Origin of the sequence: Micromonospora sp. AMSO1212t (assembly GCF_008868145.1) — a bacterium.
Taxonomy (GTDB): Bacteria; Actinomycetota; Actinomycetes; order Mycobacteriales; family Micromonosporaceae; genus Micromonospora; species Micromonospora tulbaghiae.
Genome location: NZ_WBKS01000003.1, coordinates 33870 through 48611, shown reverse-complemented (window position 1 = coordinate 48611; position 14742 = coordinate 33870). Strand labels below are relative to the sequence as shown.

The 14742-nt window shown below is 73.3% G+C and carries 10 protein-coding genes; 7 read left to right on the top strand and 3 right to left on the bottom strand.

Translation table 11 applies throughout. The features are described 5' to 3' along the window. Positions 1-2: 2 nt before the first annotated feature. From F8279_RS01530 to F8279_RS01520, 3 genes are read left to right on the top strand one after another with little or no spacing between them, the layout of a single operon-like run. Complete coding sequence (locus F8279_RS01530; protein ID WP_151498878.1) at positions 3-938, top strand: ROK family protein; 936 nt, start codon at positions 3-5, stop codon at positions 936-938. Beyond that, complete coding sequence (locus tag F8279_RS01525; RefSeq protein WP_151498877.1) at positions 935-1624, top strand: N-acetylmannosamine-6-phosphate 2-epimerase; 690 nt, start codon at positions 935-937, stop codon at positions 1622-1624. The genes F8279_RS01530 and F8279_RS01525 overlap by 4 nt, the downstream gene beginning before the upstream one ends. Then, positions 1615-2586 (top strand): acetylxylan esterase, encoded by a 972-nt coding sequence (locus tag F8279_RS01520; RefSeq protein WP_151498876.1) that lies wholly within the window; start codon positions 1615-1617, stop codon positions 2584-2586. The genes F8279_RS01525 and F8279_RS01520 overlap by 10 nt, the downstream gene beginning before the upstream one ends. Here F8279_RS01520 and F8279_RS01515 read toward each other — a convergent pair. The 3 genes from F8279_RS01515 to F8279_RS01505 are packed head-to-tail and all read right to left on the bottom strand — an operon-like array spanning position 2583 to position 10315. Then, the gene (locus F8279_RS01515) at positions 2583-3626 is read right to left on the bottom strand and encodes a polyprenyl synthetase family protein (protein WP_151498875.1); all 1044 of its coding nucleotides are present in this window, start codon (positions 3624-3626) and stop codon (positions 2583-2585) included. The genes F8279_RS01520 and F8279_RS01515 overlap by 4 nt on opposite strands. A 7-nt stretch (positions 3627-3633) precedes the next feature. After that, positions 3634-4044, bottom strand: a complete 411-nt coding sequence (locus F8279_RS01510) for a hypothetical protein (protein WP_013477142.1) — start codon at positions 4042-4044, stop codon at positions 3634-3636. A gap of 34 nt (positions 4045-4078) precedes the next feature. After that, positions 4079-10315 carry a DUF11 domain-containing protein gene (locus F8279_RS01505; protein ID WP_192580597.1) on the bottom strand — a complete coding sequence of 2079 codons (6237 nt, stop codon included), beginning with the start codon at positions 10313-10315 and terminating at the stop codon, positions 4079-4081. Positions 10316-10520: 205 nt separating this feature from the next. On the opposite strand from F8279_RS01505, the gene F8279_RS01500 reads away from it, so the two are divergent. The 4 genes from F8279_RS01500 to F8279_RS01485 are packed head-to-tail and all read left to right on the top strand — an operon-like array spanning position 10521 to position 14625. Then, positions 10521-12083: a phenylacetate--CoA ligase family protein gene (locus F8279_RS01500; RefSeq protein WP_151498873.1), complete on the top strand. Its 1563-nt coding sequence runs from the start codon at positions 10521-10523 to the stop codon at positions 12081-12083. A 3-nt stretch (positions 12084-12086) separates the two neighbouring features. Beyond that, on the top strand, positions 12087-12527 hold the full coding sequence (locus F8279_RS01495) for a DUF4188 domain-containing protein (RefSeq protein WP_151498872.1): 441 nt from the start codon (positions 12087-12089) through the stop codon (positions 12525-12527). Continuing rightward, positions 12524-13606 (top strand): hypothetical protein, encoded by a 1083-nt coding sequence (locus F8279_RS01490; RefSeq protein ID WP_151498871.1) that lies wholly within the window; start codon positions 12524-12526, stop codon positions 13604-13606. The genes F8279_RS01495 and F8279_RS01490 overlap by 4 nt, the downstream gene beginning before the upstream one ends. 2 nt (positions 13607-13608) lie before the next feature. After that, on the top strand, positions 13609-14625 hold the full coding sequence (locus F8279_RS01485; RefSeq protein WP_151498870.1) for a nitroreductase: 1017 nt from the start codon (positions 13609-13611) through the stop codon (positions 14623-14625). Positions 14626-14742 lie beyond the last annotated feature (117 nt).

Here is a 14742-nt window from a genome sequence, read left to right as displayed (position 1 = left end):
CCATGCCCGACCTGAGCACGAGCGGCGCCGGCCTGGTCGCCGCGCTCGACATCGGCGGCACCAAGACCACCGCCGCCCTGGTCACCGCCGGTGGAGCGGTCGTCGGCCGGCTCACCGCACCGACGCCTGGTCGCTCCGGCGCCGCCGCGGTGCTCGACACCGCCGCCGACCTGGTCGAGAAGCTGCGGGCGGACGCGCCGGGTGCCGTACGGGCGCTCGGCGTCGGCAGCGCCGGTGTGATCGACAGCGGCTCCGGCCTGGTGCTGTCCGCCACCGATGTGCTGACCGGGTGGACCGGCACGGACCTGCGCGGCGACCTGCGCCGGCGCCTGGGCGTGCCGGTCACCGTGGTCAACGACGTGCACGCCCACGCGCTGGGGGAGGCGCGTCACGGCGCGGCGGCCGGATACGACACGGTGCTCTACGTCGCTGTGGGCACCGGTGTCGGCGCGTCGTTCGTCCTCGGCGACTCGGTGCTCGCCGGTGCGCACAGCGCCGCCGGGCACGCCGGGCACCAGCCGTCCCCGTACGCCGGAACGCTTGCCTGCACCTGCGGCGGGCGCGGGCACCTGGAGGCGATCGCCGCCGGTCCCGCGCTCGCCGCCGAGTACGTCCGGCGTACCGGCCGGCCGGTGGCCGACCTGCGGGCCGTCGCCGCGCTCGCCGAGGGCGGCGACGAGACGGCCCGGGAGATCGTCCGGCTGGGCGGCGCGGCCGTCGGTTCCGCCGTCGGCGGCCTGGTCAACGTGCTCGACCCCGCCGCCGTGGTGGTCGGCGGCGGCGTCACCGGCCTCGGTGAGCCGTGGTGGCGGGCGCTGCGCGACGGGGTGCCCGCCGAGACGCTGCCCGGCCTGGCCGGCGTACCGGTTTTCGCCTCCACCCTCGGCCCCGACGCGCCGCTGCTCGGCGCCGCCTCGCTCGCCTGGAAGGTCTCATGAACGCGCTCGTCGACCAGCTCCGTCACCGCCTGGTGGTCTCCTGCCAGGCGTACCCGGGTGAGCCGATGCGCGACCCGGACACCATGCGCCGGGTCGCGCTCGCCACCGCACGCGGCGGCGCCGCCGGCATCCGCGCGCAGGGACTGGCCGACATCGCGGCCATCCGCGCGGCGGTGGACCTGCCGCTGATCGGGCTCTGGAAGGACGGCGACGACGACGTCTTCATCACCCCGACGCTGGAGCACGCACTGGCGGTCGCCGACGCGGGGGCGCACGTCGTCGCGCTCGACGGCACGTCCCGGCCCCGGCCCGACGGCCGGACGCTCGCCGAGACGATCGCGGCCGTGCACGAACGCACCGGCGCGCTGGTGATGGCCGACTGCTCCACGTTCGACGAGGGCGTGGCCGCCGCCGCGGCCGGCGCCGACCTGGTGGGCACCACGCTCTCCGGGTACACCGCGTACACCACCAAGGGCGACGGGCCGGACCTGGACCTGGTCGCCCGGCTCGCCGCCGCGATCGACGTCCCGGTGGTCGCCGAGGGACGCATCCACACGCCGGAGCAGGCCGCGCAGGCGCTGCGGGCGGGCGCGTGGACGGTCGTGGTGGGCACCGCCATCACCCACCCGAGCACGATCACCGGCTGGTTCGCCGCCGCCGTGCAGGAGGCCGCGTCGTGCCGCTGACCGACCTCGACCTGGCCGGCTGTATGGCGTACCGGCCGGAGCTGGACGTGCCGGCGGACCTGGACGCGTTCTGGGCGCGCACGCTCGGCGGCGGCGGCGAACCGGAGGCGGCGGTCTACGAGCCGGTCGACACCGGTCTGACCCAGATCCGGACGTACGCCGCCACGATCCCCGGCTTCGGCGGCGAGCCGGTACGCGGATGGCTGCACCTGCCCGCCGGGGCCGACGGACCGCTGCCCTGCGTGGTCGAGTACCTCGGCTACGGCCGGGGCCGCGGCCTGGCGCACGAGAAGCTGTTCTGGGCGGCGGCGGGCTTCGCGCACCTCATCATGGACAGCCGGGGCCAGGGGTGGAGCGCCGCCACCGGCGGCACCCCCGACCCGCACCCGTACCCGGCCGGCACCGTGCCGGGCTTCCTCACCCGGGGCGTCGACGACCCGGCGGAGCACTACTACCGGCGGCTGATCACCGACGCGGCGCGCTTCGCCGAGGCCGCCCGGCGGCACCCGGCCGTCGACCCCGCGCGGGTGGCGGTGACCGGCTTCAGCCAGGGCGGCGGCCTGGCCCTGGCGGCCGGTGCGCTGTGCCCGGACGTCGTGGCGGTCATGCCCGACGTGCCGTTCCTGTGCGACATCCGCCGGGGCGTGCGCGTCGCCGGCCCGGACAGCCCGTACGCCGAGGTCGTCGAATACCTCGCGCTGCACCGCGACCGCGCCGACCGGGTGTTCCGCACCCTGTCCTACCTGGACGCCGCCGTGCTCGCGCCCCGCGCCACAGCGCCGGCGCTGTTCTCCGTCGCGCTGCGGGACCAGGTCTGCCCGCCGTCGACCTGCTTCGCCGCCTACCACCGCTACGGCGGCGACAAGGACGTGCGGGTGTACGAGTTCAACGACCACGAGGGTGGCGAGGCGGCGCACCAGCGCGAACAGCTCAAATGGCTGCGCGGGATCCTGGGCGCCTAACGCGCGCGTTCCACCACGTAGTCGGTCAGCTCCAGCAGGAAACGGCCGTCCTCGGTGTCGGCGGCGGCGCCCAGCGCCCGCTCGCCCGCACGCCGGGCGGCGAGAGCGAGTTCCCGGGCGCTGCGCCGCGCCGACTCCACACAGTCGTACGCGAACAGCCGCCCGTGCAGCCAGCGCACCTCGGCGGCGCTGCGCTGCGCCCGGGTAAGGCTCAGCAACCGCACGAGCCGTTCGCGTTCCTCCAGGGTGCACCGCCGCATGAAGTCGATCAGGATCAGCGTGCGCTTGCCCTCCCACAGGTCACCGGCGATCTCCTTTCCGTACCGGGCGTAGTCGCCGGTCAGGTTGAGCGCGTCGTCCTGGATCTGGAACGCCGCACCCAGATACCAGCCGTACCGGTCCAGTACGTCGACCGCGCTCTCCCGGCCGGTCGCCACGAGGATCCCGGTGCGGCACGGGTAGATGCACGTGTACCAGGAGGTCTTCTTCAGGCACATCCGGTAGTAGTCGTCCGCGTCCAGGTCGCACACGTTGTCGCGGATCCAGCCGATCTCGATGGCCTGACCCTCCAGGGAGTGGCGCATCATCAGCTCGGTCTCGGTGAACAGCCGCCACGCGATCCCGGAGCCGAGCGCCGCCCGGTTCGCGGCCAGCCGCCGCAGCGCCAGCAGGTTGGTTATGTTGCCGACGTTCAGCGCCACGCCGACGCCGTACTCGGCGTGCAGCGTCCGCCCGCCGCGCCGCTGCTCGCTTTCGTCCTGGATGTCGTCGTGGATGAGGAAGGCGTTGTGGAACAGCTCCACAGTCACGGCGGCGTTGAGGCCCACCGCGTCGCCGCCGCCGAACGCCCGGCACGTGGCCAGGCACAGCGCGGCGCGCAGCCCCTTGCCCCAGCGCCGGGGGTATTCCGCGACCAGGTCGTAGAGGTATCGCGGGCCGCCCTCGGGCACGTCGTCGAGCAGCGCGCCGAGGGCGAGCCCGCGATAGCGCTCCAGCATCCGTTCCACGTGCCCGCCGGCCACCCCGGCGGTCGGCGCCATCGCGCGGCTACCGGTCCGTCGGCCGCTTCGGGGCCGGCGACGCGAGCCGGTCCGCGAGCCCGTTGGCCACCTCGGGGGCCAGCCGCGCCAGATTGAGTACGGTGTCCAGCGCGTCGTGCGCGTCCGAGGTGTACCGCCGGATCACCTCGCCGCGCTGGTCGTCAGCCATCTTCAACTGCCCGACCACGGTGTCGATCAGGGCATGCCCGTCGGTGCGGACCCGGGCGACCAGCTCGTCGAACGCCTCCGGGTCGACCCGGCGGCTCTCGGTCAGCTTCTCCTCGAGCCGCCGTGCGCCGGCCAGCCCCGCCGCGAGTTCCTCCTCCAGCACCGTGGCCGCGTGGGTCACTGTCTCCGAGGTCTCCTCGGCCACCTTCTCGAAGCGCTCGTTCGTGCGCTCACGCTCCACGTTCTCCATGCGGCGGAGTCTCCACCCGGCTCCGGCCGGTGGGCTAGGCATGTGTCGCGATGGTGACTGACGGTAATGACCGCGGCACGGTTCCGGTGATCGTGTACGTCACCGTCCCCCCGGCCCGGACGGTGACCGTGTCGCTGATGTTGCCGGTACCGGAGACCGTGCACGTGCTGCCGGCGGAGGGGTCACAGGTCCAGCCGAACCTGGCCAGGGGCCCGGGCAACACGTCGGTCACTGTGGCGCCGACGGCGTCGGACGGCCCGCCGTTCGTCACGGTGACGGTGTACGTCAGGGGAGTGCCCGGCACGTACGGGCTCGGTGTCGCCGTCTTGGTGACGGCCAGATCGACTGTGCTCTGGCCGGGAGTCACGACCGTGGCGGAGCAGTTGGGGGTGCAGCCGGGGTCGGTGGCGCCTTCCGGCGGGGTGACCGTGGTGGTATTGGTGAGGTCGCCGGTGGTGCCGGCGGGCACGGTCCCGGTGATCGTGTACGTGAGCGTGCCGCCCGCGAGGACCGTGACGGTGTCACTGATGTTGCCGGTACCCGAGGCGGTGCAGGTGCTCCCGGCGGACGCCTCGCACGTCCAGCCGAACCCGGCCAGCGGGCCCGGCAGCGCGTCGGCCACTGTGGCGCCCACGGCGTCGGACGGGCCGTCGTTGGTGACGGTGACCGTGTAGGTCAGTGGTGTGCCCGGCACGTAGGGGCTGGGCGTCGCGGTCTTGGTGACGGCCAGGTCGACCGTCCGCTGTGCCGGGGTCACCGTCGTCGCGGTGCAGTTCGGGGTGCAGCCGGGATCGGCAGCCCCTTCGGGCGGTGTGACGGTGGCGCTGTTGGTGAGGTCGACTGTGGTGCCTGCGGGGACTGTTCCGGTGATCGTGTAGGTGAGCGTGCCGCCCGCGAGCACTGTGACGGTGTCGGTGAGGTCCCCGCTGCCGGAGGCGGTGCAGGTGCTGCCGGTGGACGCCGCGCAGGTCCAGCCGAAGCCGGCCAGCGGGTCCGGCAGCGCGTCGGCCACTGTGGCGCCGACCGCATCGGACGGTCCGCCGTTGGTGACGGTGACCGTGTACGTGAACGGACTTCCCGGCACGTACGGATTCGGGGTGGCGGTCTTGGTCACCGCGAGGCCGACTGTGGTCTGGCCGGGGGTGACGGCGGTGGCGGAGCAGTTCGGTGTGCAGCCGGGGTCGGTGGCGCCTTCCGGCGGTGTCACTGTGGTGGTGTTTGTGAGGTCGCCGGTGGTGCCGGCCGGCACGGTCCCGGTGATCGTGTACGTGAGCGTTCCGCCGGCCCGGACGGTGACGGTGTCGGTGATGTCGCCGGTGCCCGAGGCCGTGCAGGTGCTCCCGGTGGACGCCTCACACGTCCAGCCGAACCCGGCCAGCGGTCCCGGGAGGGTGTCGCTGACCGTGGCACCAGCGGCGTCGGACGGCCCGTCGTTGGTGACGGTCACCGTGTACGTGAACGGACTTTCCGGCACGTACGGGTTCGGGGTGGCCGTCTTGGTGACCGCGAGGTCGACTGTGGGTTGGCCCGGAGTCACGCTGGTGGCGGAGCAGTTCGGTGTGCAGCCGGGATCGGTCGCGCCCTCGGGCGGGGTGACGGTGGCGGTGTTGGTGAGGTCGCCTGTGGTCCCTGCGGGCACGGTTCCGCTGATCGTGTAGGTCAGCGTTCCGCCTGCGAGGACGGTGACGGTGTCGGCGATGTCCCCGCTGCCCGACGCCGTGCAGGTGCTCCCGGTGGACGCCGCACAGGCCCAGGTCAGGCCGGGGAGCGGCAGAGTGTCGGTGACTGTGGCGCCGACGGCGTCGGACGGTCCGCCGTTGGCGACCGTGATCGTGTAGGTCAGTGGCGTGCCCGGCACGTACGGGTTCGGCGTCGCCGTCTTGGTCACCGCCAAGTCAACGGTGGGCTGGCCGGGAGTCACGGTGGTGGCCGAGCAGTTCGGGGCGCAGTCGGGGTCGGTGGCGCCGTCCGGCGGCGTGACGGTGGCGGTGTTGGTGAGGTCTCCCGTGGTTCCCGCCGGCACCGTTCCGGTGACGGTGTAGACGACCGACTCACCGACCCGGATGGTGACCCGGTCGTCGATGTCTCCGAGCCCGGAGGCGGTGCAGGTGCTGCCGATACCGGCTGTGCACGTCCACTCGAATCCGGCCAGCGGCTCGGGCAGCGCGTCGGTCACCGTGGCGCCGACGGCGTCGGAGGGTCCGCCGTTGGTGACGGTGACGGTGTACGTGAACGGCGCGCCCGGCACGTAGGGGCTCGGAGCGGCGGTCTTGGCGATCGCGAGGTCGACTGTGGGGAGGCCGGGCGTCACCGTCGTGGACTGGCAGCTGGGGGTGCAGCCGGGATCGGCGACGCCCTCCGGTGGGGTGAGGACGGCGGTGTTCGTCAGGTCGCCGGCGGTGCTCGCCGGCACGGTCCCGCTGATCGTGTAGGTCAGTGTGCCTCCGGCCCGGACGGTGACGGCGTCGTCGATGTCTCCGCTTCCGGAGGCGGTGCACGCGCTGCCGGTGGACGCCTCACAGGTCCAGGTGAACCCCTCCAGCGGCAGATCGTCCGCGACCGTGGCGCCGACCGCGTCCGAGGGGCCGGCATTGGTGACGGTGACGGTCCAGGTCAGCGCCGCCCCCGGCACGTACGGGCTCGGGGTCGCGGTCTTGCTGACGGCGAGGCCGACTGTGGGCTGGGCCGGGGTGACGACCGTGGCGGTGCAGTTCGGCGTGCAGCCGGGGTCGGTGACCCCTTCCGGCGGGGTGACTGTGGTCGTGTTGGTGAGGTCGCCTGTAGTGCCGGCGGGGACGGTCCCGGTGACCGTGTACGTGAGGGTTCCGCCCGCGAGGACGGTGACGGTGTCGCTGATGTCCCCGCTGCCCGACGCGGTGCAGGTGCTGCCGGTGGACGTCGCGCAGGTCCAGGTGAGGCCGGGCAGCGGCAGCGGGTCGGTGACCGTGGCGCCGACGGCGTCGGAGGGTCCGCCGTTGGTGACCGTGACCGTGTAGGTCAGGGGTGCACCCGGCACGTACGGGTCAGGGGCCGCCGTTTTCGTCACGGCCAGGTCGACCGTGGTCTGGCCGGGGGTGACGACGCTGGCGGAGCAGTTGGGGGTGCAGCCGGGATCGGTCGCGCCCTCGGGCGGGGTGACGGTGGCGGTGTTGGTGAGGTCGCCTGTGGTCCCTGCGGGCACGGTTCCGCTGATCGTGTAGGTCAGGGTTCCCCCCGCGAGGACGGTGACCGTGTCGCTGATGTCCCCGCTGCCGGAGGCGGCACAGGTGCTGCCGGTGGACGCCGCGCAGGTCCAGGTGAACCCGGGCAGCGGCAGCGGGTCGGTGACCGTGGCGCCGGCCGCGTCCGACGGGCCGCCGTTGGTGACGGTGACGGTGTACGTCAGGGGAGTACCCGGCACGTACGGATTCGGCGTCCCGGTCTTGGTCACCGCGAGGTCGACTGTGGGTTGGCCCGGAGTCACGCTGGTGGCGGAGCAGTTCGGTGTGCAGCCGGGATCGGTCGCGCCCTCGGGCGGGGTGACGGTGGCGGTGTTGGTGAGGTCGCCTGTGGTCCCTGCGGGCACGGTTCCGCTGATCGTGTAGGTCAGGGTTCCCCCCGCGAGGACGGTGACCGTGTCGCTGATGTCCCCGCTGCCGGAGGCGGCACAGGTGCTGCCGGTGGACGCCGCGCAGGTCCAGGTGAACCCGGGCAGCGGCAGCGGGTCGGTGACCGTGGCGCCGGCCGCGTCCGACGGGCCGCCGTTGGTGACGGTGACGGTGTACGTCAGGGGAGTACCCGGCACGTACGGATTCGGCGTCCCGGTCTTGGTGACCGCCAGGTCGACAGTCGGCGCCGCCGGTGTCACCACAGTCGCCGTGCAGGTCGGTGTGCAGCCGGGATCGGAGACGCTTTCGGGCGGCGTCACGGTGGTGGTGTTGGTGAGGTCGCCGGTGGTTCCGGCGGGCACGGTTCCGCTGATCGTGTAGGTGAGGGTTCCGCCCGCGAGCACGGTGACGGTGTCGCTGATGTCCCCGCTGCCGGACGCGGTGCAGGTGCTGCCGGTGGACGCCGCGCACGTCCAGGTGAAGCCGGGCACCGGCAGGGCGTCGGTGACAGTGGCGCCGACCGCGTCCGACGGGCCGCCGTTGGTCACCGTGACGGTGTAGGTCAGGGGAGTACCGGGCACGTACGGGCTCGGTGCCGCCGTCTTGGTCACCGCCAGGTCGACGGTCGGCCGGCCCGGGGTGACGACCGTCGCCGTGCAGTTCGGCGTGCAGCCGGGATCGGAGACACCCTCGGGCGGGGTGACGGTGGTGGTGTTGGTGAGGTCGCCGGTGGTGCCTGCGGGCACGGTCCCGCTGATCGTGTAGGTCAGAGTCCCGCCCGCGAGCACGGTGACGGTGTCGCTGATGTCCCCGCTGCCGGACGCGGCACACGTGCTGCCGGTGGACGCCGCGCAGGTCCAGGTGAAGCCGGCCAGCGGGAGCGCGTCCGCGACTGTGGCGCCGACGGCGTCGGACGGCCCGCCGTTGGTGACGGTGACCGTGTACGTCAGCGACGCCCCCGGCACGTACGGGTCAGGGGCCGCCGTCTTCGTGACGGCCAGGTCGACGGCGGGCGCCGCCGGGGTCACCACCGTCGTGGCGCAGGTGGGCGTGCAGCCGGGGTCGGAGACCCCGTCCGGTGGGGTGACCGTTGCGGTGTTCGTCAGGTCGCCGGTGGTGCCCGAGGGCACGGTCCCGCTGATCGTGTACGTGAGCGTCCCGCCCGCGAGCACGGTGACGGTGTCGGTGATGTCCCCGCCGCCCGACGCGGTGCAGGTGCTGCCGGTGGACGCCGCGCAGGTCCAGGTGAACCCGGGCGCCGGCAGGGGATCGGTGACAGTGGCGCCGGCGGCGTCGGACGGCCCGCCGTTCGTCACGGTGACCGTGTAGGTCAGTGGCGCGCCCGGCACGTACGGGTTCGGGCTCGCCGTCTTCGCCACGGCCAGGTCGACCGCGGGGATGACCTGGAGTGTGGCGGAGCCGGGCGGGTTGATCCCGACGATGGCCGGGAAGTTGCTCTCACAGCCGGGGATCGGCGTGCCGTCCGGCCCGGCGCATCCGGTGTTCGTGTACGAGCCGACCACGTCGGCAGTCACCTCGACGGAGACGGTGCAGGACGCTACGCCCAGGCCGATGTCGCCGTCGAAGACCACCGAGGTCGCGCCGGCGGCCGCGGTCACCGTGGCGTCCGAGCAGGTGGTGCTGTTCACCCCGGTCGCGGTCACGCCGGCCGGAAGGTCGTCGGTGAAACTCATCCCGTTCTTGGCCCGCAGGTCGCCGGTGTTGGTGACGGTGAACGTCAGCGTGGATGTCTGCCCCTGCCCGATGGTGGCCGGGCTGAACGCCTTGTCCAGTTGCGGGGTCACGTCCACGATCTGGGGGAGGTCGAACGCGACGTCGTTGCCGGTGCCGGTGGCGGTCGCGTTGTAGAGCCGGAGTCCCAGTGTCGGCGTGTCGGCCACCGACAGTTGCAGCGCCGTCGACTGCAGCTTCGCGATCCACGTGTTGTTGACGATCACGGCACCCGGATCCGTACACGGGCTCAGGTTCTCCGCGAGCACCGTCGGCACCCCGTTGAGGAGCAGCTCGAAGCGCAGGCGTGCCCGCTGCGCGAAGGGGACGGTGCAGTTCCGCTCGGCGAAGATCGCCGAGACCTCGTAGAAGTGCCCGCCCACCGCCGGGATCGAGTTGTTGTCCGTCTCCAACTGGTATCCGGGCAGCTGGGCGGTCGTGCCGTTGGTGTACTCGGTGAGCACCTGGTTGGTGGCCGCCTCCTCGGTGCTCTGTCCCTGGAACAGCCCCATGTCACGGGCCATCTCGCGCAGCCGGTCCCAGGCGGCGTTCCGGGCGCAGTTGTCGTTGTTTGTCACCGGCGGGCTGCCGCCGTTGGGCGGCAGCGGCGACGTCTGGCGCATGATCCAGCCGTTGCACTGCGCTGCGCCGGGGCTCCACGCCGGGTCCGCCGTGTACGTCTCGCTGTCCGCGCCGCTGCCTCCCGGGCCCGGCACGTAGACCGAACCGGGGGAGCCGGTGTACGAGCCGATGCGGATCGGCTCGTCGGCCGCGCTCTCGTTGGAGAAGTCCTCGGTGAAGATGGGTGTGCCGGGCTGGGGCACTCCCGGCTGGCCGGGGACGGTGGCCGAGGCGGGTGAGGGTGAGACCACCACCGCGAACGTCGACGACGACGCAAGCACGGCGAGCACCGCCAGCGCCGACGCGGGTCGCCGCCATCCCTTGTGAACCATGTTCATCTTCCCCCGTTGCGGCAGGCCGGATCCGTGCGGGACCCGACACCTCACAGCGGTAAAGGTTCCAGGCGGCCGTGCCATAAGTCTGGTTTTTCACGATTTGCGGGTCAGATCCGGCGCGGTTCGCCTGGGTAGGGATACTCAGCGGATCACCGTCTCGCGGCTCAGGCGGCGGCGCCGGGGCGTCGACAGGATGCTTGTCATGGCCGAGACGCTGCACCGACACGCCGCTGCACGTACCGTCGACACGCCCCTGCCCGCCGAGGCCGCGCTGGCCCCCGCCGGCCGCGCGGTCGCCGCGCTGGCCCGGCTCGTCGCCCACCACCCGGCCGGCTGGCGCTGGCTGGCCCGGCGCCACCACCCGGTCCTCGACCGGCTCGCCGCCGCGAACGCGCGGTCGACCTGCGTGCGGGCGGCCCGGCGGGTGCCCGCCTACCAGGCGTTCCTGCGGGCCCGCCCGGGCGGCCTGCGCCGTCGGCTGCGGGACTTCCCGGAGACCGACAAGCGTGGGTACGTCATGGCGTACGACGCCTCCGCCCGCTGCCGGGACGGGCGGCTGCCGGAGCGCGGCGTGGTGGTCGACGAGTCGGCCGGATCGTCCGGGCGGCCGTTCAACTGGCCGCGCGGCGAGCGAGAGCTGCGGGGCATACACCGCGACATCGCCGGCTACACCGGGCTGGCGTTCCCGATGCGCCGGCCGTTCGTGATCAACGCGTACTCGATGGGCGCCTGGGCGACCGGCACCACCACCGGCGCGGCGATGGCCCGGATCGCCACCGTGAAGAACACCGGTCCCGACCTCGGGAAGATCGTCGACACGCTGCGCGAGTTCGGTCCCGGCCGCGACTACCTGGTGACCGCGTACCCGCCGTTCCTCAAGCACCTGCGGGACCGGCTCGACGCCGAGGACTTCCCCTGGTCGCGGTACCGGATCTTCGCCAGCTGCGGCGGCGAGGGCATGACCGAGGCGCTGCGCGACTACCTGGAGCAGCGGTTCGTGCGGGTGCGGTCGGCGTACGGCGCGTCGGACCTGACCATCGGCATCGGCGCGGAGACCCGGTTCACGGTGTGGCTGCGGCGGCGCCTGCGCACCGACGCGGGGCTGCGCGCGGAACTGCTCGGCCGCGGCGAGCAGCGGCTGCCGATGGTGTTCCAGTACAACCCGTTCGCCACCTACCTGGAGACCAACGACCGGCGGGAACTGCTCTGCACTGTGACGAGCCCGCACGTGCTCCAGCCGCGACTACGCTACAACGTGGGTGACGAGGCACTGCTGGTGCCGTACCGGCGGATCGTCGAGCTGGCCCACGCCGACCCGGTACGCCGCGCCGAGTTCCGTACCGCGGTGGCCGAGGAGCGGATGACGCTGCCGCTGCTGCTGTTGTTCGGCCGCAGCGACTCCACCGTGTCCTACCTGGGCGCGAACCTCTACCCGCAGGACGTCGAGTACGGCCTCTACACCGGCAACCCGTACGCCGCCGAGATCAGCCGGTTCTGCCTGACTCTGCACGAGGACGCGGCGCTGGAGACGCGGCCGGTGATCCACGTCGAGCTGCGCCGCCCGCTGGACGCCGACGTACGCGCGGCGCTCTCCGACGCCTGCCGCGACGGGGTACGCGCGCACCTGACCTCGGTGTCGCGGGACTTCGCGCAGTCCCTGGTGGAGGACCCGACCGCCGGTGACCTGCGGGTGGAGCTGCACGAACCGGACGGCGGCCCGTTCGCCGCCATGCAGAAGATCAAGAACGTCTACCTGGTGAGGTGAGCGATGCGTACCCGTGACTTCTCCCGCGCCCCGGCCCAGGCCCGTGCCGGCGCCATGTTCATCGGCGGTACCCGGTACGCGAACCCGCTGGTGCTGCTGCGCCTGGCCCCCGACTGGATCCGGATGGTGCGCGACATGCGCCGGATGTCCGGCTACTGCTGGCACACCGTCTACTGGCAGTTCCCGCTGACGCTCGGCACGATCGCGTTCTTCACCGACCGGGACGCGCTGCTGCGCTTCGCCCGCACCCGGCACCATCGCAAGCTGATGATGTGGCTGACCGACGGCAACCGTAACGCCACCGCCGGCTTCATCCGGCTCTACACCGCGTCCCCTGACGGCTACTCCAACGGCGCGTGGCGGGCCGAGGACGGCGCGATGGGCCACATCGAGCAGTTCACGCCGCTGGGCCCGGAGACGGCCGGACCGGCGGTGCGCCGATGACCGGCCACCGGTTCGAGCGCGTGACCGGCCGGCGCGGCCTGCGCGACTTCCTTACGCTCACCGACCGGCTGTACGCGGACGAGCCCCGGTTCGTGCCGACGCCCCGGCAGCAGATCCGCCGCTGGTGGCGCGACGGCGTGCCGATGTACGTGCTGCGCGACGCCACCGGCACCGTGGTCGGGCGCACCACGCTGCACACCGACGCGGACCTCGACGCGAAGCTGGGCCGCCGGTGCCAGCTGTTCGGGCTCACCGAGTTCACCCCGTCCGCCGCCGGGCCGCTGTTCGACGCGATCAGCACGCACGCCACACCCGGCCGGGACCTGCTGTTCGGCCCGGTGGCGCTGCTGCCCAACCAGGCCGGCGGCGTGATCACCTCCGGGTACGCCGACCGGGGCTTCGTGGACAGTGCGTGGAACCCGCCGCACTACCCGGACGCGTACGAGGCGTACGGGTTCACCGGGCGGTTCGTCTCCGACACCTGGATCTGCCCGGTCCCGCCGCCGGCTGGACCGGGCCCGGGCCCGGGTGTCGAGCCCGACGGCGCCCGGCTGGAACTGCACCGGGGGAGCACCCGGCGGCTCGACGAGCAGCTCGGCCTGCTGCGCGGGATGCTCAACGACTCCTTCGCCCAGCTCGGCTACTACACGCCGATCTCGGCGGCGCAGCTGCGGCGGCAGACCGACGGGCTGGCGTACCTGCTGGACGAGTCTTTGCTGCTCTACCTGACCCGCGACGGGCGCCCGGTGGCGTTCGTGCTCTGCGTGCCGGACATCAGCGACTTCCTGGTCGCGGTCCGCGGCGACCTGAACCCGGTCAACCAGTTGTGGCTGCTGGCCACCCGCCGCCGGTACCGCCGGGAGGCGGTGCTGATCGTCAAGGGCGTGGTGCCGGAGTTCCAGGGGCGCGGCTACCAGCGGCTGCTGTCCGAGCACCTGCACCGCAACCTGCACGCCGGTGGCTACACGGCGCTGCGCAGCACGTACGTCGGGCGGGACAATCCGGCGTCGGCCGCCCAGTACCGGCGCCTGGGCGGACGCCCGCTGCACGGCTACACGTTCTACGCCAAGGAGCGGTGACCATGGACCTCGCCGCGTTCCACGCGCTGGAGCCGTTGTGCTGGCGGGCCCCGAGCGCGCACAACACCCAGCCGTGGCGGCTGCGCTACGAGCGCTGGGCGATCACCGTCGGGTGGGATCCGGCCGACGCGCTGCCCGCGGGCGACCCGACCGGGCGGGACCTGCGGCTGTCGCTGGGCGCGTTCGTGGAGACCTGCCTGATCGTCGCAGCCGACGCGGGGCTGCGGCTGGACTGGGCCGCCGACCACGACGAGTCCGACCGGCGGGTGGGCCGGCTGCGGCCGGGACGGCAGCCGTACCGGACGCCGTTCCGCACCGCCGACGTGTGGGACCGGCGTACCCACCGGGGCCGGTTCGCCGCCGGCCCGGACGCCGACGTGGTAGCGGCAGTGGACGCGGTCGCCCGGCGGGCCGGTGGCGCGGTCCGCGTCGTGCCGGCGGCCGGGCGGCTGCGCGCGCTGCTGCGCACGGCCGACCGGCAGGTGTACGCCGACCCGGCGGTGGTCGCGGAGCTGCGCCGCTGGCTGCGCCTGGACCGGTCGGGCCCGCGCTACCGGACCGACGGGCTCAGTGACCGCTGCCTCGGGCTGGGCCGGGCGGCGGCCACCGGGCTGCGGGTGGCGCTCGCGGCGTACCCGGCGTTGCGTCCGCTGGGGCTGCCCCGGCTGCTCGCCGCCGCGGGCGGTGACCCGCTCGCGCAGGGCGGCGCGGTGCTGGCGCTCGTCGCCCCGCCCGGCCTGGACGCGGCCGGCCAGGTCGAGTTCGGACGGGTGCTGATGCGGACGTGGCTGACGCTGCACACGGCCGGGCTGGCCGCGCACCCGCTCAGTCAGATGATCGACGTGGCCGACACCCGGGAGGCGCTCGGCACGCTGCTGGACGTGGCGCCGGAGCGCATCGTGCACGTGGCCCGGGTCGGCCGGCCGGCCGACCCGGCGCCCCGTTCGGCCCGGCGAGTGGACCACGGATCGGATCTGTTAGCGGTAACACCCCTTGACGCGGTGTCACTTCATCCATGAGAGTCCATGTTGGCTGATGTGTCGCCCGGTCGGGAGCCCTGGGCGCGTAGTGGCAGAAATGCGGCGTCCGGGTGCGCGAGCGGAGTCTGTTAGCGATAACAGCACCGTCGCGCACCC

Excerpts from the sequence above, each read along its gene's own strand:
- F8279_RS01500 (WP_151498873.1), top strand. The coding sequence starts at position 10,521 with ATGGCCGAGACGCTGCACCGACACGCCGCTGCACGTACCGTCGACACG.
- F8279_RS01495 (WP_151498872.1), top strand. The coding sequence starts at position 12,087 with ATGCGTACCCGTGACTTCTCCCGCGCCCCGGCCCAGGCCCGTGCCGGC.
- F8279_RS01490 (WP_151498871.1), top strand. The coding sequence starts at position 12,524 with ATGACCGGCCACCGGTTCGAGCGCGTGACCGGCCGGCGCGGCCTGCGC.
- F8279_RS01515 (WP_151498875.1), bottom strand. The coding sequence starts at position 3,626 with ATGGCGCCGACCGCCGGGGTGGCCGGCGGGCACGTGGAACGGATGCTG.
- F8279_RS01530 (WP_151498878.1), top strand. The coding sequence starts at position 3 with ATGCCCGACCTGAGCACGAGCGGCGCCGGCCTGGTCGCCGCGCTCGAC.
- F8279_RS01510 (WP_013477142.1), bottom strand. The coding sequence starts at position 4,044 with ATGGAGAACGTGGAGCGTGAGCGCACGAACGAGCGCTTCGAGAAGGTG.
- F8279_RS01525 (WP_151498877.1), top strand. The coding sequence starts at position 935 with ATGAACGCGCTCGTCGACCAGCTCCGTCACCGCCTGGTGGTCTCCTGC.
- F8279_RS01485 (WP_151498870.1), top strand. The coding sequence starts at position 13,609 with ATGGACCTCGCCGCGTTCCACGCGCTGGAGCCGTTGTGCTGGCGGGCC.
- F8279_RS01505 (WP_192580597.1), bottom strand. The coding sequence starts at position 10,315 with ATGGTTCACAAGGGATGGCGGCGACCCGCGTCGGCGCTGGCGGTGCTC.